This is a genomic window from Ruminococcus sp. 8Y-12 (assembly GCF_058119865.1).
The window spans coordinates 1,958,567-1,979,370 of record NZ_CM176623.1 but is presented as its reverse complement, the minus strand read 5'-3'; the positions used below and the strand labels follow the sequence as shown (position 1 = coordinate 1,979,370).

The window sequence follows — 20,804 nt, the reverse complement described above, 5'->3', positions numbered from 1 at the left end:
CGTGAGACTTCAGCAATTTTTTGATATAAATTAAGTATACCACAGACACAGTTCGTTGCCATGCACCAGTTTAATTTTCTGTTTAAATTCTATTTTTTCGTTCTAACATACACTGTCCTGGAATATTTCCCATAAATTTTTTGCGTTCCAACCTTCTTATAAGCCCGAATTCTCACATAATACTTTTTGCGTCCCATCAATCCGGTAATCGTTTTTGATGTTATTTTAGCTTTGGTAAGCGTCAGGGTCTTCTTTCCCCTAAACTTCTTGTTTGACGCATACTGGAGCTGGTAACCCGAAATATATTTTTCCCGTCTCCACCTGACTGTTATTTTTCGTTTTCCGCCGCTGGCTTTTTTCATGAAAGGGATTTTGGGCTTAATCGTAAATGTCTTTACAAGATTCCCTGAGTAGGCGCCTTTCAGCTCGATTTTCACCTTTGCCTGCCCTGGATTTTTATTTGATACATAGGTAAGCGAGTAGTCGCGTCCCTCTGTCAGCTTTTTGCCATTTGCATATACCGCTGCGGCTGGTTTTTTTAATTTTCCGTCATACGTATATACGCTTTTCGATAACTTAGCGCTTATGGACTTAGCTGCATAGGAAACTGTAAACTTGTAGTTTCCGGTACTCCAGTCCATCCAATGGCCATATCCATTAAACATGATATAATAACTGCCCGCCGGCAAATCCGCCTGATGTGTATTCACCACCTTCCTGCTGGTCTCATCCCATTTGTTTGTTTCAAAGCTCTTAACCTCCTTTCCGGAAGCATCATAGATATACATGCTGTAAACGGGCATTTGTGAAGTGACCTTTATATTAATAGATGCCGTTTTATTCAGTGTAAAGACAAAAAAATCACGGTCTTTCTCGTCATTTGGCAGCTTAGCAAGCTGTCCTCCTATCGTCTGTCCAATGGATATCCTGGTTGAATCCCGAATGGAATCATTCGGCTCTTCAAAACTTTCACCTGCGTCTGCAAATGTCAGCGCAAAATTAAAATTTCCAGTTGCCCAGTCACGCCAATAGCCATATCCATTTACAATCATATAGTAATCTCCCTTTTGAAGATCAATTGTATACGCATTCGTGACTGTTCCCGTAGCCTGATTCCAGGACTGCGTTGTAAATTCTTCCACTTTTGCCCCTGTACCGTCATAAAAATAAATACTATACTGGGGCATATAGGACGTGATATGGATGGAAAGGCGGCCTGCCGACGGCGTAGAAAACCGGAAATATTCCTCCTCTTCCTTTTCTCCGATCTCCGCGATCTGCCCATATATTCTTTGACCAAATGCGATTTGGGGAGCTGTCGAAACACTGTTATGTAGCTTCCCATAGCTCTCCCCGGAAGACTGGAAAGACAAACCGAATTGGAAATCCCCCGTCCCCCATGGGCTCCAATATTTATATCCGCTTACAACCATCTGATACGTACCCTGCATCAAATCAATGGTGTGCGTATTGGAAACCATCTGGGTAGCTTCATTCCAACCATTTGAAGTACTCTCCCATATCCATGTTCCATTCACATCATATAAATAAACGCTGTACCCAGACATATGGGATACAAAGCGAATGTCCAACCTGCCGGATTCCTTTAACGAGAACGTATAATATTTATTACCGCCTTCACCGCTTTCTTTTATAGAATCGCTTACCGTCTCGTCTATGCTGACCGGTCTGTAGTATGGTCCTTGCTCTGATATTAGCACTGCCTCCACGCCCTGGTCTGCCTGTAACTGTGCATCCTCCGTAAATTGTTCTGTCTGCAGCTCCGGTACTTCTCCCGTATTCTGAGTCTCCTGCAAAACTGTTGATTCCGTTTTGTATCGTCCTTCCGCCCCATTTGCTGCATAGACTCCCTGTGTTGGATTTGCCGAAAATACCACTGATGCAACGGCTAATATGCTTACTATTTTTTTCAATTCTTTTCTCATTTTCTAAACCTCCTGACGTGTTACGGCAGTATCTTTCACTGCCTGCAATGCCCCTTTGGGCTATCTTGTTCCGTTCCAATATAATAACTTTTTGTGAATTGTATCTTCTTATGAAGTTGCTTACAATATTACGGAGTTGGATGAACTACTCCATATCTCCACTCCGTCTTTCAAATAACAAATTCTGATACGAAAACTATATTTTTGTGATGGATTATAGTCTTCCAGCTTTTTAACGTAGCCAATTCCCTTACCGTTTCCTGTCTTAAATCTTTTATATCGTGTATTCCCTACTTTCCTATCAATAACAATTTTTGAAATTCCTTTCAGCTTCCCCCAGTTCAGTATCAGTATGTTGCCTTTCATGCTGCCACTCAGCTTCGGCGTAGGCGGCTTTCCCACAGCCTTTTTGAATACAGCTTTAGAGAACTGTGTGAAAACCGTCCTGCCCCCTATGACAGCACTTCCCTTTACCTTAAAGTAGTATTTTTTAGAAGACTTCAATTTAGGCACTGTATAAGAGGTTTTTCTTACGGCCTTTAAAAGCTTATACTTCCCCTTTGCAGAGGTTTTGTAGTAAATGCTGTATTTTGATGCACCTTTTATCTTCTTCCATGTGAGCTTTATCTTTCCCGCTCCTGCGATCTTTGCACGGATGACGGACTTTTTCTTTTGAAAAGATGCTGTCTGGGGGGCAGCAGCACTGTTGTGGCCCCCGCTTGTTCCGCCGCCCGAAATGTGGTTGGGCGCAGGCTTTGGTGTGGGAACCGGATTTTTCCTCCAGTGTGCATATGCGGTTGAACCCGTGGTAATCGCGACAATTGTCTCCGGGGTTATTTTATAGGCTGCTTCGCCTTCTGGCTGCAGATACCAGCCATCAAAGCTGTAACCGTCTCTGGTGACAGCAGGCAGCGTTCCAAAGGGGGTTCCGTACTTTACGGAAATATTTTTTACCGTGCAGCTTCCACCCGCTGCATCAAATGTAACAATATATTGATTAGCAAGCCAATGAGCATATAATGTACTATCTGTTGTTTTTGTATATTTCGTTCCATGTTCAACTAAATTACCACCTGTACTCGCATCGAACCATCCAGCAAAAGTATAGCCTTCCCTAGTAGGGACAGGTAAATAGTCGTACCACAAACTTGACCCACTATAGTAAGATGTAAACATGTATTCCTTACAGCATCTTCCACCCATGGCATCAAAGGTCACTTTGTACAACTTGACAGCCCAACTGGCATACAGGGTGCTGTCTGCTGTTTTCTTGTATATAGTTCCCTCCCGTATGAAATGATGATCCTGGTTAGGTGCTATGCTGTCTAGCCATCCGTTAAAAGTATATCCTGTTCTCGTAGGGGTTGGTAAAACCCCATATGAAGTATCATACGCTACAAGCTTATTTTCAATGGAGCAGTTTCCTCCCCTGGCATCGAAATGTACTGTATAAATACGGCCTGGTGGAATAAAAGCAAAATTATTCAAATTCGCCCCTCCACAATCATATTTATACGTAATCTCCTTTTCAGGATCTATTGCTCTTACAACCGTACCTTCTATAACCGCATTTACCCAATCAGATGCTTTTCGTATATCAAACCCTTGTAATGTGTTTGTATCGATGTTAGCGTCCCGTATTTCTATTTTATTATCGAAAGCCCGCACGGCTGGACATTTGTTACAATTTTCTACATTCAGGCTGGTCAGATTGTTTGAATAACAATCCAATTGCATCAAGCTATAACAAGTACTTACGTCTAAATTCCTCAGAATATTATTTTGACACAAAAGCCTCTCAAGAGCGGAACAACCACTTACTTCCAGACTGCTTAATCGGTTATATGAACACACTAATCTTTTCAAATTAGGACAAGAACTTACATTTAAACTACTCAAGCTATTATAGTCGCATACAAATTCTGTCAGTTCAGAGCAAGCGCTTACATCCAAACTGCTCAGACTATTAGTCGAACAAATTAACTCTCTCATATCAGGACAAGCATTCACATCTAGACTGCTCAACTTGTTATTCTCACAATCTAAAATTTTTATTTGAGGGCATTTGCTGACATCTAGGCTGCTTAGATAATTATTAGCGCAATACAAACTTTCTAAATAAGAACAACCGCTTACATTCAAACTATCCAGCCTAGTGCTCTCACAATCTATGTGTGTCAGGTTTGGACAACCACTTACATCCAAATTCTCTAGCCCGTTGTAACCGCATCCCAACTCTAGCAAGTTGGGACAGGCGCTCACATCCAAACTACTTAATCTGTTACTGCCACAGTACAAAGTTGTCAGATTCGGACAACCACTTGCATCCAAACAACCGAGTTTGTTACTGCTACAATTTAAGTATGTCAGATTTGGACAACTGCTCACATCCAGGCTACTCAATTGGTTACCAGAACAATCCAAATGTGTCAAATCCGGACAGGCACTCACATCCAGACTACTCAGGCTACTCCATTTACACTCCAAACTCTTCAGCCCTCTAAAGTATTCAATTCCTTTTAAATCATTAGTATATATTTTAATAGTAGTTATATTTTTTAACTCACTATCACTTAAGCTTCGATCCCCATTTGTATCAAAATTATCAATTACATACTGCCTAAAGCTGTCAGATGGAAAATTATCTATATTAATTGGTACACTGGTCGAAGCCTGGCTCTGTATTCCCAAAACTACACCCAATATTACTATTACTGTACAGCTTATGATAAAAATATAAGCATTTTCTTTCTTTTTCATTTCTTATTCCTCACCTATCAAAAGTCTGCTGCTTTGCATTGAAATCCTTTCTGTTTACTTCCTCGAAGTTAAACTAACTAAATTAGAATCCTTGCTCCATATCTTCTTCCCATTCTTTAAATAACAGGTCATTAAATAAAATTTATAGCTTTTTTTCTTGCTATAGTGATCAAGAGATATCCTATAGGAGATGCTTTTACCGCTAAGCGTCCTGTAAAGCTTGCAGCCCCCGGTTCCAACCTTTCGATAAAGCTCTGCCTTTGCCGTCCCCGGCTGGCTCCTCCACTTCAGCTCCATTGTATTTCCCCTTATCTCTGCATGCAGAGAAGGTCTCGGCGGCCTATCCAAGGCCTTTGCAGATACTTCTTCCGAATAAATCGTCCCGAATGCCCCAGTGCTGAAAGCAACGCTTACGCCTATCTTAAAATAATACTTTTTTCGCCCACTGCACCCTTTTCCATGAAATTTTTATTTTGTTTGGGCCAGCGTTTTGAGTATGTATTGCCAGCTCTTTGTCTTGAAAAGGATACTGTGCATAATTGCCCTCTTGACTGCTGCCGGATTTTTTGATGGTAACCTTAAAGGTTCTCATTGCAGTAACGATATTTGCACGGTTATTCACCTGAACGGTAACATAAGCAGTAACAAACAGATGGCTGCTTTCCAAAACCTTTTTTCTCTTTTCATTTTTGACCCACCTTTCTGAGGAATGCACCCATGTGTTAGGAACAATTTAAATTCTATTACCCTTTTACGTATTGCAGGTAAACTTCATCGGCCTCAAAAGTACAGGCAGCCATCACTTTCCTCTAAGTACGCGACACTTGGAATCGCTGCTCCAAATCTTAACTCCGTCTTTCAAATAATAAGATTTAATGAAAAATCTATAACTTTTCGCTCTGCTGTAGTTTGCAATTGAGAGTTTGCAGGAACTGCTCTTGCCGCTCACCTGTCTGATCGCTTTGTATTTTCCATTATTTACGCTCCGGTAGACGACGATATTTTTGACCCCTGACAATTTCCTCCATTTCAGTACTAACATATTGCCAGATACCTTTGCTTTTAATTTCGGCTTTGGCGGTTTTCCAACTGCCTTTTTAGAGATAGCGTTGGAATAATCGGTGTTAATTGTCCTTCCATTTACGACTACACTGGCTTTCACTTTAAAGTAGTAGGTTCTTTTTGTTTTTAATTTGGAGGCCGTATAAGAGGCGCCGCTTACGGTTTTCAGAAATCGGTATCCCTTTTTGGGAGAAGCGGTATAAAAAATGCTGTATTTTTGTGCCCCTGATATTTTCTTCCATGATATTTTTATTTTGTTGGCTCCGGCGATTCTTGCGCTGACTGAGGGTTTTATCTTCTGGAAGGCTGCATATGGTAGGGGTATACTGTTCCCCCCGCTCTGTATATTGCTCCCTGTATCTTTATTTGAGCTGTCAGAATCCTGGGAATCTGGAATATTAGAAGACTCCAAAGCATCCTGATCTTCCGTATGAGTGGCATCTTTTTCCGGCACTACTGTCAACTTATAGCCTATGCTTCCCCCCGTATAATTTGTTCCGTCCAGAGCCGATGCCATGATGATGCAGCTTCCTGCCCGGTGAATGGTAACCATTCCGTCATTGTTCACAGATGCAATCCCTGTATTAGAAGAACTGTAGCTAATGGTTCCGTCCGTATTCGTTGTCAATGAATTACGAAAGGCTCCGTCTCCATAGGTTTTTGTAATCGATGAGATTGCAAATTTCATGCTTGGCGAAGCCTTACTGATCGTTAAAGTATAGTCACGGTCCCCAAATAAATAATTATTTCCCGATGAAGCAGTGGCTGTAATGGTGCATTTCCCCGCGCGATGAATGGTAACCAAACCCGAACTGTTCACAGATGCTATACTGGTATTAGAAGAACTGTAGCTAATGGTTCCGTCCGTATTGGTTGTCAATGAATTGCAAAAGGCTCCGTCTCCATAGGTTTTTGTAATCGATGAGTTTGCAAAACTCATGCTTGGGAAGGCTTTGTCTACCGTCAAAGTATATCTGCTGCTTCCTGACGTATAATTATTTCCGGATGAAGCAGTGGCTGTGATAGTACAGCTCCCTGCACGGTTAATCGTAACCATACCCGCACTGTTTACAGATGCAATGCTGGTATCAGAAGAACTGTAGCTAATGGTTCCGTCCGTCGTTTTTGTCAGTGTATTGGTAAAACTGCCGGTTCCATATGTTTTATGAAGGGACGAACTGGCAAAACTCAGTCGCGGTGATGCTTTATTGACCGTGACTTGGAAAGACTTTGATGTTATTACGTGTCCATTTTTATCTTTTGCATCAACCCATACCGTAGTAGAGCCAGCAGCCTTTGGTGTAATGGTCAGTGGGATATTTCCCTGATTCCAATTCCCCCATCTGGCTGATACAATTTGATTATTACTGATACCGTAGGCTACAGTGGACACGCCATTTCCGGAAATCGTTACCGTATTCGTGACCCCGGTATCTCCATATGTAAAACTCATCCCTGTCTTTGAGAATGATATAGATACATCATAGGATACCGTAAATGTCTTTTCCTGCAGGTTGAAAACTCTTCCATCTGTGGTAGAAATGTCCCACCTATAAGAATAATTCCCGGTTTCTGTAAAATTGTACGGTACTCCCCGCCATCTGAAATACCCGGAAGCTTCATAGTAATTTGTGTCATACAAATTTCCATTTTTATAGATATATAACGTTCCGGATTTTAAGTACATATCCTCCGTAACGCACATATTAAAATAATAGCTCTCATTATAAATCAGGTTCGTAGTTCCACTGGGCATAGAACCCTGTGAGGCATTTCTCTGTACACAATCAACCGAAATGTTTGTACCGTATTGTGCTCTTGAAGCTTTTAAAACTTCTGGCTGCTCTTCAGGCTCCTCTTGTGCCGATACCGACAGCAGAGAACAGCAAAAAAACATGATAAATACTATGATAAATATACCCGACCTTTTATGCTCTTTCATTTTTCCTCCCGTTAATATCCAGTCATATTTTTGTGCCCTCGCAAATAGCAGCCCTTACCACAGAGTGTCTAAAATTAAACGATGTACTATTCTATGATCCAGCCGCCTCCATCGTCATCATCCACTATCCAGCCGCTTGGAGGATTATCTTGTGTAGGCGGGTTCGTCTGAGGCACCGGGTTAGAGCTGGCTGGTGACTGCAAAACCGGTTCTGCTCCCTTGCTGACCCGGATGATAACAGTACTGCCCTCTGCCGTCTCTTTCCCTGCATCCACACTTTGGCTCACGACAGATCCTGATTTTACAGCAGCGCTGTAAATAGTTTCCACAGTAACTTTTATCTTTAGGGCTTCCAGCGTCTTGACTGCCTCATCCTTCTCCATGTAAACCACATCTGGCATCTCAACCATCCGCGGCCCCTTGCTGATTACCAGATCAATGGCCTCATTGGTGCGGACTATGGAACCTGCTTTCAGGCTCTGAGACAGGATCTTACCCTTGGGAACCTCTGCATTATACTTTTTATCAATACTTCCCAGCGGAAAGGTAAAGCCTTTCTCTGCTTTCAATGCTTCAAGCACTGCTGCCGCTTCTTTTTTTGTTTTTCCTGACAAATCCGGAACAGTCACCAACGCTGTTTCCTTTGCTAACTGCCCCAGTGAGATAGAAAAAGAAACGGTACTTCCCGGAGTAACCTTCTCCCCGGACTCCACACTCTGAAAATAGACACGTCCCTTTTCCACAAAATCATTAAAATCACTGTCTATCGCTTTTTTGTCCAAAACAAGTCCCTGTGCATTCAACGCAGCAGCAGCCTCCTCTTCTGAGAGGGATTCCAAATCAGGCATCGTCACCTCCCGTGTCCCGCCGCTCATAATAACCTGCACGACATCTCCCACCTGAACCACTTCACCGGCAGATGGGGTCTGTGATACAATCTTATTGTATTCCACCGTCGTGCTGTAGTTCTTACCGCCGATCAACAGCGACATAGCACTTCCCAATCTGTTCTTGGCTTCCTCGTAGCTCAGTCCTGTCATATCCGGTACATATTCTTGTCCCTCCGGAAGTCTTTCCTGGACCTCCTCTGCTTTTGATAAGCCTGAAAATTCCCTTTTCCCAAGCAGTAAGATTGCTCCCACGGTCAGAAAAAAACATCCTATCATCACCCCTTTGACCCAACGTGGCGTCCTTACATGTGCCTCTGCAGCTGTCTTAGGGACAATACGCCTTACCTGATCGCTGTCCAAAGCTGATAAAAATTCTTCTGCGGACTGAAAACGATATTCTTTTTCTACATTTAATGCGTTCATCAGAGCATTCTCCACATTAAGAGGAAGTTCAATCCCTAACGCAGACGGCGGCTTTAGCTGGTCGTCTGCCCTGCGCTCAATAGACTCCTGTGGACGGATACCAGTAAGCATGCGGTACAATGTCGCCCCGGCTCCATAAACATCCGTCCATGGCCCCTGCTCTCCCTTACTCCGATACTGCTCCTCCGGTGCATACCCAGGCTTCAAAATGACAGACAGACTTCTGGAATGGGTTGATACTGCATAACGTGCGGCGCCAAAATCCAAAAGGCGTATCTCATCCATTGTTGTAATAAAAATGTTGTCCGGCGCAATATCCCGATGAATTATTCCTTCTTTATGCACATGTGCAAGCCCTGTAAGAATTGCCTTTATGATACTGAGCGCAGTTGGATAAGGAAAAGCCTTCCCTTCTGTCAGCAGCTCCTTTACCGTCTGACCATACAAAAACTCCATTACAATGTATCCTGTATTATTTTCTAAAAAACAGTCGTAAATATCCACGATTTCAGGAATATTGTTAAATTTTGCAAGCTTCCTCGCCTCGGCAATAAAGCTTTCAAGCCCTGCACAAAACTGCTCTGCTGCGTCCTGCGAGAAAACAGTCACATTTTTGCATCCCAAAACCCGTGTGGCAAAATCACTGGGGAGATATTCCTTAATCGCTGCCTTTCGTTTGAGCGTCATATCCCAGCCAATATAAGTCACTCCAAAACCACCGTAGCCAAGCACCTTTCCCACAAGATATTGACCATTCAAAACCGTGCCGGGTACCAGGTAGTATGCCTCCTTCGGTCCTTCCCCTGCCTGATAGCCGCAATGAGGGCAGGCTGTCATATGATCTTCATATTCTTCCATACATCCTAGACAACGAATCATAGTTTTATCCTTTCAATAACAATAATCTGCCAGGCAATTGCCTAATGATAATATGCCTCCCGAATGGTAGAGACATCCTGACTGACTTCCATCTCGTCCAACAAATCTCCAACAAGTTCCAGGTACCCGGTTAATTTAAGCTGTCTGTACTGCTCCAGCGCTTTCTTCTGGATGGGCAACGCCCGGTAATTTGTAAGATATGCTTCCTTTTGGAGGGATTCGTTCAGAAGACAGGAAATACATACCATGCCAGCCTCCTGCTGATTGCTGGTGCTGTTCTTATTGATTCCATAGCGATCGCAAAATACGGCGGCAAATTTTCCAGCTTTATTAAGTACAGGGACTACCTTTAGCTCCCGGGCAGGGATGGCATGTACGGTCACCTTCAAAATGTCATCAAAGCAGGAGAGATCCCCAGCTATGATACGGACAGGTTTGTCAGCCTTTCCGAATTCTTCTATGTCCTCGGGAAATCCCCACTCTATCTTTGGAGTCCCGGAAATTTCTGTAAACGTCAGAAGCTGAGTTTTATCCACCCTTGATTTGTTAGTCCTTTCCATTGATTCCTCCTGCTGTTTCGAGAGTCCGGGCAGTTTCAGATCTTCTTGCATTTTTTCCACATTTTCATAGGCAATCCCAACCTCGATTCCTGTCGGAACCGCGCGGGTATCCTTCACTTCCTCAAAATACATGTATTCTGAATCATCCAGAGTATTATAAAGCTTTTCAACACTTCCGCAGTATTCTTTCATCTCATCTGTAAGGCTGTCTGTGCAAAATACATCCGGCAGACTGTCCTCCTTACATGCCTCCCGCAGTTTCTCTTCGTAAGCCTTTTCTGGTATCTCCGTAATATTTAATGTTACCTGAGGACATATTTCATTAAATTTTTCTTCCAGTTCTGTGGTCAGATTGTTTTTATGTTCCTCATCTATTGGCAGCCACACAGAAATCGTATCCTCTCTGATGCGTTCCGGATGAAGGATGTCCTTTCCCATATAGTAAAAAATACCTGCCGTCACCCCAACCACAAAGAATGCTCCTCCAACCGCCGACAAGCCAAGTTGAACCGCGCGCCTGCGCCTTTTCTTCTTAAGCTCTTCCTCCGGAAGAAGTACCTCAGTATTCTCTTCGATACAATCCCTAAACTCCCTTGCTGTCTGGAACCGTAACTCCGGTTTTACCGCAAGAGCCTTCATCAGGATTTTTTCCAAATTTTTGTCAATAGAAATTCCAAGCTGGGAGGGAAGTTTTAGCTCATCCTGCACACTGCGGTCTGTCCCCTCTTCTGGACGAATTCCTGTTATCATTTCATAAAACACCGCGCCGGCTGCATAAATATCCATAAATGCGCCTGGCTGATAGGTACTTCGGTACTGTTCCGGCGGCGCATAGCCTGCCTTGATCACTACAGGAGACATCTTATCCGGCCCCTTCGGAAATTTGGCAGCGCCAAAATCAAAAATCTTTATATCTCCCTCACCGATGAGGAAAATATTGTCGGGACTTATATCACGGTGTATAATTCCCTGACTGTGAATCTTTTCCAGCGCATCTAAAAGAGGCAGCATGTACGACACCGCCGTCTCAACATCCATTTTCCCATTTTCCGCCAAATACTTTTTTAAAACAGTACCTTCCATATATTCCATGATAATATATGCGGTTCCATTGGCCTGAAAAAAATGATAGACGTTTACAATATCCTTGTCTTTAGAAAAGATGGCCATATTGCGCGCTTCATCCAAAAAGCATTTCAACTGGAGTGAAAACTCCGTCTCCTTATCTCCTGAGAGTACGCCAACCTTTGCTTCTCCCGGTGCCCGGTTTACAAGACCTGCCGGATAGAATTCCTTGACCGCCACCTTGATTCCAAGTACCATGTCATAGGCGAGATAAATGATTCCAAAACCGCCGAATCCAATACAAGTTCCTATGATATAGCGGTTTTCTAAAATAGTCCCGGGAATCAGATCATACGCCTGGGCAGGAGGCGTCCCCTCCACATAACCACAGTAGGGGCATACTTCATATTCACCTTTCCATTTAAAGCAATTCATGCATAATTTATTTTGCTCCATTTATTCCTCCGATACCCATATGGCAATTGCAGAGTAATTGTCCTGATCTGCTGCGGCTCCATTTTGCTGAAGAATCTTCTCCATTCTTTCAAGCCACTCGGCCGGATCTGCTGATTTCTTCAGGGTTTGTTCCATGTCCCGCTCCCTGACCAGTTCCCAGAATCCATCCGAACACAGCAAAAAAGCTGAACGTCCGGTTAGAATAAGGGATTCTGAACGCTCACATTGGCATGTTTCCTCCTCCCCTCCCAGCGCGCGCAGCAGCCGGCTCCGATCCGGATGATTCCTGATCTCTGATTCCTTAATTTCTCCAATCAGCGCCAACATCTGCGGCACGCTGTGATCCCGAGTGCGGCTCTTAAGCTTGTTATTTTGAAACATATAAAGTCTGGAATCACCCACATGTGCCCACATGGCTTTTTCTCCATCCAGCTGCAACAAGACCAGCGTTGTTTTCATAGCCGAAAAAAGTCCTCTGTGAACCTTCTCCTCCCGAATACGCCGCTGAGCATTTTCAAAAGCATCCTTTAAACAATCTGCATGAGGCGGCGCCTGCTGAAAGCTTAAACAAGCTTCTTCCGCTGCCAGCCTGGATGCCTCATCTCCTTTTCCATGTCCCCCCAGACCATCCGCCAGTGCAAACAAATACTCGCCAGATTTTTCATCTGCCCGTACATAATCCTCGTTCCTTGGTCTTCCCCCCTCTTTACTGAGCATGGCAAAATGAACCTTTACACCTAAAGACATTTCACATCTCCTTTCTACTATATACCAGCCTTACTCTATCGCACGATAAATTCTTCCTGGCTTTTTCCCAGGACGATTACTGTCCCTCTTCGACATTTTACTGGCTGATTTTTTTCAATCCGGCTGCCGTCCTTGAGAAATGTTCCATTTGTGGAATAATCCGTAATCAAATACTTATTTTCACCTGGATTATAACGGATTCCACAATGTACCCTGCTTACATGCGGATTCTCAAAGATAAGATGGCATTGCCCTTTGTCCCTTCCCAAAATGATTTCTTCTCCGCTTCTCACCGGGATTACCGCGTCCTTGTATTGTCCGGTCAGCAGCATCACGCTTCCCATACTCTGTGTAGGCTGATCCTCCTTGATTGGGGGTACTGGCTGCGGTACAGGATGTTTAAACTGCCCATTTCCCTGCGCCGCAGAGGATTGTTCTTTGTAATTTTCTCTTGCATCGTCCGACTGCATAACGTAATTCAGATTTTTTAGATAAAGCCCCCATGCCACATATGTCGTCACTCCATTTCGGGCAAATGACGCAAGCAAAGACAGGCTACCAAAAATAAATACACCGATAGCCGAGCCTGCCAGGAATCCGATCCCGCTGTTCGCGCCTGAGAGTATGGAACTGGCCGTGCTGGCAATACCGACACTTGAAGCAATTGTCAAAATAATCATGATCAGCCCGGATGTCCACTCAATCAGCGCCGGGATCAGAAGAAGCTTTAAATACGTCTTTCCCGTTTCCCGAATTGTTATGCCCTTTTGTCTGCCAAGCTCCCTCAGCTTGTCTCCCTGCTTATAAAACCAGTAGATCGGATAGATCCCAAATGGGATAAGCCATGAAAGCAGCCAGACTACCAAATAATTGGGTGTTCTAAGAGCATACCCATTTTGCGCTTTTGTGCAGAGCTTGTTGTGATCCTCCAAGGCAAACCACAGAACATAAAACATGAATGCGCTGATAAAGACAGATCCCAACAAAGAAAGTACGGTGACCCATATATGGGGCGAACCAAAAATCAAGGTTCCAAGAAGGCTATCTCTCGCTGCTCCGACTGCATAGGCAATCTCCCATGAACACGCGTTCATTATATCAATTAAAATTGTCCACAGGTGCCTGCCTATTCTTCCAAACAAAACTCGGCCGATGATAACAACCAGAAGAAAAAATTTTACATTTCTGTTTTTCCCTTTTAATTCCATAAAGCTATCCTCCATGAACTACCAGGTCACCTTAAGCTCAATCATTCCCGCATTGATGATATCTTCCTGATTCAGTTTTCTTCGTTGATGAATTTTCACACCGTTTACCATAGTTCCATTCGTGGTACCCAGATCCTGTATATAGAACCCGTCTGCGCCCTCTTCTATGACAAAATGCTGCTTGGAAAGCATCTCATCATTGAAATATAAGTCACAGATCTCAGAACGTCCTACAAAAATACTTTCTTCCACCGACATGGGGATTTTCTTCTTCCCCTGCGCTCTGTCATTTATTTCGAAGACAATGGAATGTCCGCTTTTCTGCTGCAGTTCTACCTTCTGCTTTATCTCTAAATTATTTCCGAGCATCACCTTTCCATCCATTACCACCATACCCTTTCGCCGTTTAATCCTGAAATAAAACAGAAGGAAAAACAGCGCCACTATCAGCACAGTCAAAACTGCCACCAAAATCATCCAATATTGCTTAAAAAACTTTGCAAAACCTGTGTCTTCTTTCACTCCATCCTCTATGGTCAGTGTATTTACACTGTTTACCCTATTGGCTTCCTTTGAATTATCATAAATATTCAGATAAGTGATCTCATAATCCCCATTATAAAATGGCTCAGAAAAGGTTAGTACCATCTCGCAGCCGCTGCTCTCCTGTCGGGCAACCGTGTAATTTGCCAATGGCTTTCCATCCCTTCCAGTAATCCGATAATTTCCCGGAAGAGCAGCACCTATGACCGGTTCGCTGAACGTAATACGTATTTCCCTGTCTGATATCTCCTGTACGGACGCCGTCGGACTGACGTTATCCGGTACGGAATATTTTGACGGCATATTGATTGTGGCCGATGCTTTTTTGTCTACTGTCACCGTTAAAGGCTGAGCCGTCTGCATAGTATGGTTTGTGTCGGCACGCAGCGTGAGAACTTTTGCTTTGTACAGTCCGTTCCGAATCCCTTCCAGACTCTGCCATGCGGTGGTGTCGTTGAACGTAGCTAGGCGTCCGCCGCTCTGACGGCTGAATTCTCCAAAAGTATTGATATAAGTGTTTTCCTCCCCTCTGTTCGTCTCCTCCGCCACCAGGGAATAAATGGGAAGTCCTGTGTCCTCCAAAATAGCCAGCGCTTCATTTGCTGTTGTTTTATTTGTGCTGAAGTCTTCTCCGTCACTGATCACTATGGCAATGCTTCGTTTCCTGGCATTTTCTTCTGTATCCGCCATTGCCGCGGCCTGATCTATTGCCTGAAAAAGAGCAGTCGTCATATCCTTATTTTTGAGGCTGTTAATCTGTCCGCTGCAGTCATCCTCCGCCCCTTTCTTTTCAAAAACTACGTTCACCTGGTCCCCAAAGGTAAGCAGGGTCAGATTATCCTTTTTATTCATTTCAGATTGGAAACGAATGATTGCCTGCTGAACGCTTTGAAAATATATTTCACTGATAGACGCTGACACATCCAACAGGAAATAATAGTCGATACCACTCTCAGGCTTGCAGTCCTTTATGGATACTACCGTTAGTTCTTTGTCTGCATATACGCCTTCTATATCCTCTATCTTTTCATTTACGCCCTCATTATCCAGATAACAATAAAGCTCTATATCCGGCATTACAGCATGGGCCTGTTCAATGCGAAGCTTTTCTGTCTTTTGCTCCGCCCCCGCTGCCTGAAGTGTAAGTATCCTGCTCTGACAAACCATGCAAAGAAGAAGTACCAACATAACTCCCAGATTTTTTCGTCCTATCTTTCCCATTTCCACTCTCCTCTGCAAAATGCAACAAATGTAAGCTCACTGTCTCCGATTTTAAAACAGTCGCCCGTGGTAAGCGTTGCAGGCTGTTGCAAAAATTCATCCTTCATATAGACCAGATTCCCTTCCCGCGGAACCAGATAAAATGTGTTCTTTTTGTAATCATAGACAATGGCGCAGTGACAGCCCCGGGAAATCTGCCTGTCTTCCGCCAGCTGTATATCTGTTTCAGGGTCATTGCTTCGGCTGATTCTGTTAAAACCGTGATGCAGAGTATAGGAGCGGCCTTTTTCTGGTCCCTCTGTACATACCACCCAGCCCGTAACAAAGTCGTTTCCTTTCTCTTTTGCAATAAAGGCAACTGTCTTTTCCTGATCAAAGTCTCCCTCGTAATGAACTGAATTCTCCATGAGAACCTTTAATGTCTGCGGCTTTATCACATCATCTGCCATTCTGACTGTGGCGGAATCCTCATTGCCTGCTGCTTTCTCACAGTGCGGACAGCTTCTGAACTTTCGATCATCGTAGAAATGACCTCTGGGGCATTGCACTACTCCCATTTAAATACCTCCTACTCTTTATCCTTTTATTCCCATAACTGCGCCTGTCATCCCCAGCCGCCATCGGCATTCTGTGTGTTCTCCGGTGTTTGCGCAGGCTGCTGGACAGGCGCCGGTATCGGAGTTGGTGTTGACGTCTGAGGCGGTGCAGGTCTGCTTCCTTTACTGATACTCAATGTTACCTCGCTTCCCTGATCCAGCAGCTCGCCTGCACCCGGGTATGTACTGATTGCATTTCCTTCGTCCACTTCCTCGGAATAGTCCAATGCTATGTCTGCATTTATGGACAATCCTGCCGCTTCCAGATTTAGCCTTGCCTCCTTTTCACTTAATCCATAGACTTCCGGAACCTTTGCCTTTTTCGGCCCCAGCGTTACCTTGATCTGTTGGACAGCGCCATCCTTTGCACAAGGCCGCACCATGGTTCCTGCTTCCACATCCTGAGCAGTAATGCTTCGATATGCAAAAAACGGATCATCCTTTGCACCTTCCTCGTCCAGTACAATGGAAAAGGTCAATCCCAAGCCGCTTTCTTCCCCCAGTCTTTCCAAACGTTCTTGTGCTGCATACACCGTCCCCTCTTCAACAAGGTTTGGGACTTCAAGCTTCTTCACTTCTTTTTCGTAATCTCCCAGAGATACTCTTAAATTCACTTTGGTCCCTTGATTTATCTCCCGATACTCCTCTCTCAGAGGTTCTCCCTCCAACAACACAGCAAGGATGCTGCCCTTTTTCACCTGCCTGCTGTCCTCATCAGAAGTATAAATCTCTTCAAATTCCTCCTCCGAAAAGACAAGGTTGCGCTTCTTTAACTCTTTTTTCGCTTCTTCTGCTGTCTTTCCTCTCATATTTGGAAGCCATACGCGCTCGTCGCCGCCGCTTACTGTCAGCTTTACCGTATCATTTCCCCCAAGTGACTGCGCCACCTCAGGCGATTGCTGGATGATGGTACCTTCCGTTCCTTTATCACCGGGAAGCATATCTGCTTCTTCTACGTTATCCCGTTTGATACCTGCTTTTCTGGCAGTCTTTTTCGCTTCCTCAACCGACATCCCACAAAGGTTGGGGATCAGTATATCTATAGCAGCATCAGCGTATTCTGTCCGTTTTTTTGGCCCCAGCAGTCCTGTAACTGCTGCTGCCCCCAGACAGACACATACTGCTGCCGACACTCCAACAAAAAGCGTTCTTCTCTTTTTCAACGTTTTCTTGTTCGCAAAAGTTCCTGAGATTTTGTCCACCTTTTTCGCCCTAAGCTCACGCTGAAAGTCCAAAGGGGTATGTGTTCGCTCCTCCGGAATGATCTGCAGGCTGTTCCACAGGGCATTCTGAAAATTTGGGGGAAGCTCCTTCCGCATTTTATCTGAAAATGCCAGTTGATCCTTGTAAACACGGTCAGCTGCAGACTGAGGCCTGTTTCCGGTAATCATATGAAACAAAACTGCTCCCACTTCATACACATCTGTATAAGCTCCTATTTCCCCACGGTTACGATATTGTTCCTGTGCACTGTAGCCATCCCGAACTACGGATGTGCGCTGTACTTTATTTCCTATAACCTGATAGCGGTAGCCTCCTGGTATGGTAATCTTTATCCAACCATCTGCAGTAAGTAAAATGCTCCCCGGATGAATATCCTGATGCCAAATACCCGCCTGATGCAGAGTAGCCACTCCTTCCAGAACCGCACAAATGACCTGCTTTGCCGGCTCCGGGGAAAAAATATGCTCCTCACTCAGCAGCTCCTTTACGCTCTGCCCATTCACATGCTCCATAATCAGATATCCCGTCCCATTCTCATAAAAGCAGTCAAAAACCCTCACTATATTGGTCAGGCTATCTGTTTTTGCCTTTAGTAACATTCCTGTCTCCACAAAGCTTTTCAGACCTCTGCGATAATCCCTCAACACATCTTGAGAGATACAGGCAAGTCCTATCCCGTTCTGCTCCCGCCTTGCGATTGCCTCCGGAACATATTCCTGAATGGTTACAATCTGATCCTCTATCATGTCACGCCCTGCATAGGTTACGGAAAAATCGTCCCATACAAGCGCCCTCCCCAAAAGATACCTGCCCTCTTTCAAAGTGATTCCGGGACTTAAGTGAAACGAGCTTTTCACACCGATATTCTGCTGCTGGTTGCAAAATGGACATACATCCTTTGTATCTCGTATTTTTGCCATACAATTAATGCAAAATTTCATGGTCTATGACTCCTCACTTTTTGCTGTTAGTTTTTTACTTTTACGGTATTTGACCAGGGACTGTACACCCTTTTCTTCCCGGCCTGGAAATAAACTCTAATCTTAAATGAAGTTCCTTTAGGCGCTCTTTCTTGGTGTATCTCATAGGTTTTCAGGTCATTTCTCTTCGCGCCTGCATAAAACTTATTATTCTTTCGTATCTCAATTCCCGCAGTGCCTTTTTCCATCTTACCCCAGCTAAGCCGCTGCTGATCTCCTACTTTTGTTATTCGAAGCTTTGGCTTCTTCGGAATACATTTATAAGGGCTGCTTACCGCTGATCTGTTAGCCACCGTTTTTCCATTCACCTGCATGGACGACACTACCCTAAAATAATAAATCCTTCCGGGCTTTAATCCACCCTTAACACAAGTAAGGGTCTTTTTGCCGACCGTTTTACATACCTTATATCCTGTTTTTTTCTTTGTACTCCAGCATACCTTGTAGTTCTGCGCATTCTCTGCCGCTTTCCAGCGAATGGTAACCTGAGTCGCATCTTTTTTGCTCCGAGACACCTTTACGCCAGTAGCCTTACCAAGTATTGGATCGGGCACAGAAGGAGACGGCTGGTTCTTTTTCCAATGAGCCGTATAGCTGCGGTTTCCCCAACTGCCTCTATTAATCATTACATTTTTATTCGTATTGCCCTTCAAATCCGTTCCGCTCCAGCCCTCAAATACATATCCCTCCCTGATTGGGTTTACCAGTATAATTTTGTCACTCTCTATGTTATAGGTATCCGGATTTCTTTTCTCTGTTTTTCCTCCTTCTAAGTTGTAAGAAAGAGAATAGCTGATAAGCCGCCATTTTGCGAAAAGTGTACTGTCCCCCTTTTCTTCGTAAATACTCTTGGAGTCAATCGTTTTTCCATCTGCATCCTGCCAGCCGGCAAAGGTATAGCCTGTACGGGCGGCAGTCACCGGAAGACTGCCATATGGTTCACCCAAAGTCACTGTGATACTATCTGTATTACACGTTTCTCCATTTACATTAAAAGTAACCTTGTATTTTTCTTTCCAGTGTGCATATAAATAAACATCCTCTTTCAAAATCGTATTATCTCCGAGCTTCACATCCTGTGTGCCGCCCTCACTCTCATCAAAAAGACGCAGATACCAGCCATCAAAACTATGCCCAGAATAACTTTGAATTTTTTCAGCAACTGTTTCCTTTACCTTCTCTTCCTCAATCCATTTGGAAAGATCTGTGCCATACTTTACCTCGGTAATCTCCTGTTCCTCCCAATTTTCCCCATTCTTATACAAACGCAAAGTGACCTTATAGGACTTGCTTCGCCAGCAAGCATATAAAACAGGGTTTGATTCTATCTTATAAAGCGATTTCCCAGTGATTTTATAAGCCTCAATGTCTTCACATTCATCTCCATTTATTTTTTCTGTACACCAGCCTAAAAAATCATGACCCTCCCATTCCGGACCAGGAAGTTGTGTTTGGTCACCCTTATATGTGATGTTCTCTGTCTTCTCCTGACCGCCCTCGTGATTTTCATTCAGCGTGATCTCATAAGTTTTCCCTTGCCAGATTGGTTTGATCTTTATCTTTTTTTCTTCCGTATCATATGCCACGTCGTCATTGATGATCATATCCTCAGTCACATCGTTTATGTTGCCCTGAGCATCTAAATAAGACCATTTTCCGATTTCATACCCTGGCTGTTCGGGATCCGGAGTAAACTTTTCACTAAGATACTTAAGAAGGTTTTCTCCATGTACTGCTTTATCTGAGAGTAGTATATCCTTCCCCTTATCGCCAGACGGGTAATCTGGTATCACCGTAGCATTATACTTTGTTTTCTCCCATTTTGCGTAGACCTCGAAAGCATCTGCATTTGTTAATACCGTATCATCATCTAATTTTGCCTCTCCTATAACCGTGCCTATATACCAGCCAGCTGTATATCCTTCTTCGTTATAGCTTAGCGTGAAGCGCTCAAACAAGTCCTTTGTTATATCTCCAAATGTGGTTCCTTTGGGAATCCCTTTTACTTCAAGCTGTCCATTTTCCAGAAGATTGTATTTATCATCTGTGCTTTCCGGCAGTACTGTAGTAAACATCCCGTCTTTTGCATCAAAGGTAACTGTATATCCTTCTGTCTCCTCAGCCTCTGCCTTTAACGCACCGCCTCCTAGCTGTAATGCCATCAGTAGCGTTATCAGCCAGACAACTCTTTTTTTTCTTCCCTTTTTCAGCCTCATCTCTTATTCCTCCTGTTCCCGCTTTGTTTTTGCACTATTTTTTATATCCGCGGCAATATTCTGTGTATTTTTCACCTTTCCGCATA

The 20,804-nt window shown here is 43.9% G+C and carries 13 protein-coding genes; all 13 read right to left on the bottom strand.

Annotation, left to right across the window (positions count from 1 at the left end; translation table 11 throughout):
* Positions 1 to 89: 89 nt before the first annotated feature.
* A complete protein-coding gene (locus AC0THY_RS07145) occupies positions 90 to 1,946 on the bottom strand; it encodes a hypothetical protein (protein ID WP_489993750.1) in 1,857 nt (618 codons plus the stop codon).
* Between the two features lie 120 nt (positions 1,947 to 2,066).
* Positions 2,067 to 4,706 (bottom strand): InlB B-repeat-containing protein, encoded by a 2,640-nt coding sequence (locus tag AC0THY_RS07140; protein WP_489993749.1) that lies wholly within the window; start codon positions 4,704 to 4,706, stop codon positions 2,067 to 2,069.
* Positions 4,707 to 4,760: 54 nt separating this feature from the next.
* The gene (locus AC0THY_RS07135) at positions 4,761 to 5,003 is read right to left on the bottom strand and encodes a hypothetical protein (protein ID WP_489993748.1); all 243 of its coding nucleotides are present in this window, start codon (positions 5,001 to 5,003) and stop codon (positions 4,761 to 4,763) included.
* Between the two features lie 124 nt (positions 5,004 to 5,127).
* On the bottom strand, positions 5,128 to 5,373 hold the full coding sequence (locus tag AC0THY_RS07130; RefSeq protein WP_489993747.1) for a hypothetical protein: 246 nt from the start codon (positions 5,371 to 5,373) through the stop codon (positions 5,128 to 5,130).
* Positions 5,374 to 5,505: 132 nt separating this feature from the next.
* The gene (locus tag AC0THY_RS07125) at positions 5,506 to 7,710 is read right to left on the bottom strand and encodes an immunoglobulin-like domain-containing protein (RefSeq protein WP_489993746.1); all 2,205 of its coding nucleotides are present in this window, start codon (positions 7,708 to 7,710) and stop codon (positions 5,506 to 5,508) included.
* A gap of 86 nt (positions 7,711 to 7,796) precedes the next feature.
* Complete coding sequence (locus tag AC0THY_RS07120) at positions 7,797 to 9,902, bottom strand: Stk1 family PASTA domain-containing Ser/Thr kinase (protein ID WP_489993745.1); 2,106 nt, start codon at positions 9,900 to 9,902, stop codon at positions 7,797 to 7,799.
* Between the two features lie 41 nt (positions 9,903 to 9,943).
* A complete protein-coding gene (locus tag AC0THY_RS07115) occupies positions 9,944 to 11,983 on the bottom strand; it encodes a protein kinase domain-containing protein (RefSeq protein WP_489993744.1) in 2,040 nt (679 codons plus the stop codon).
* A complete protein-coding gene (locus tag AC0THY_RS07110; protein WP_489993743.1) occupies positions 11,984 to 12,730 on the bottom strand; it encodes a PP2C family protein-serine/threonine phosphatase in 747 nt (248 codons plus the stop codon). It lies immediately after the preceding gene.
* 35 nt (positions 12,731 to 12,765) lie between these two features.
* Positions 12,766 to 13,938 carry an FHA domain-containing protein gene (locus AC0THY_RS07105; protein ID WP_489993742.1) on the bottom strand — a complete coding sequence of 391 codons (1,173 nt, stop codon included), beginning with the start codon at positions 13,936 to 13,938 and terminating at the stop codon, positions 12,766 to 12,768.
* Between the two features lie 18 nt (positions 13,939 to 13,956).
* Positions 13,957 to 15,702, bottom strand: coding sequence for an FHA domain-containing protein (locus tag AC0THY_RS07100; protein WP_489993741.1), 1,746 nt, complete (start codon positions 15,700 to 15,702; stop codon positions 13,957 to 13,959).
* Positions 15,690 to 16,259, bottom strand: a complete 570-nt coding sequence (locus tag AC0THY_RS07095) for an FHA domain-containing protein (RefSeq protein ID WP_489993740.1) — start codon at positions 16,257 to 16,259, stop codon at positions 15,690 to 15,692. The genes AC0THY_RS07100 and AC0THY_RS07095 overlap by 13 nt, the downstream gene beginning before the upstream one ends.
* A gap of 47 nt (positions 16,260 to 16,306) precedes the next feature.
* Positions 16,307 to 18,463: a PASTA domain-containing protein gene (locus tag AC0THY_RS07090; RefSeq protein ID WP_489993739.1), complete on the bottom strand. Its 2,157-nt coding sequence runs from the start codon at positions 18,461 to 18,463 to the stop codon at positions 16,307 to 16,309.
* Positions 18,464 to 18,489: 26 nt separating this feature from the next.
* Positions 18,490 to 20,718: an InlB B-repeat-containing protein gene (locus tag AC0THY_RS07085; protein WP_489993738.1), complete on the bottom strand. Its 2,229-nt coding sequence runs from the start codon at positions 20,716 to 20,718 to the stop codon at positions 18,490 to 18,492.
* Between the last annotated feature and the right edge of the window lie 86 nt (positions 20,719 to 20,804).